The sequence below is a fragment of the Thiolapillus sp. genome (assembly GCF_048562965.1).
Taxonomy (GTDB): Bacteria; Pseudomonadota; Gammaproteobacteria; order Chromatiales; family Chromatiaceae; genus Thiolapillus; species Thiolapillus brandeum_A.
Genome location: NZ_JBHNMF010001295.1, coordinates 1 through 718 on the forward strand (window position 1 = coordinate 1; position 718 = coordinate 718).

At 56.1% G+C, this 718-nt stretch carries 1 protein-coding gene; it reads right to left on the reverse strand.

Going from position 1 to position 718, the window contains the following annotated elements:
• Positions 1–601: tyrosine-type recombinase/integrase (locus tag ACOCD2_RS23920; protein WP_295539771.1), on the reverse strand; the 601-nt coding region annotated here is incomplete at its 3' end.
• Between the last annotated feature and the right edge of the window lie 117 nt (positions 602–718).

Here is a 718-nt window from a genome sequence, read left to right on the forward strand (position 1 = left end):
GATTGAGCACCTTGCCGGTCTCATCCAGGAACACATTGTCTGGACTGGATGGCAAGGCATGTTGAGGTCGCACATCATCGAGGTATTTTTCGACCCAGACCAAGGCGCGTTCTCCAACCGGCACAAAACGATCCTTTTTGCCCTTGCCCTGTCGGACCGCGATGATACCAGCGCCGCTATTGACATCCTGTTTGGTTAAGTTAATGACTTCCTGTCGTCTAATGCCGGTGGAGTACAGCACTTCGAGGATGGCACGATCTCTCAGCCCCGCATCAGTTTCGATGTCCGGCTGAGACAGCACCAGTTCCGCTTCTTCCGGGGTCAGGGTGTGTTTCGGCAGACGCTTTTCCGGCTTGGGCAGCTCCAGTTCCGAGGCCGGGTTGTAGAGGATCAGATTCTCGCGCATCAGGAACTTGAACCAGGTGCGCACGGCGGTCAGGCGGTTGCGCTGGCTGGCGGTCGAGAGCGCCTTTCCACTGCGGCTGATCGCGTAATACAGATACCGCTGATAGCGTTGCAGGATCGGTCGGGTGATCTGTTCGATACGCTCGATACCGCGCTCATGGCACCAGTCGATGAACCAGATCAACGAGGCATACAAGCGTGTCTTCGGCCTCGTGATAGATTTTGGGACATCCCAGTCCCCAAAATCGACTCGGCCTTTGACAACCTATTTGTGCCCCAGCCGTCCTGGTCACCAAGCACTACGCAACAACTT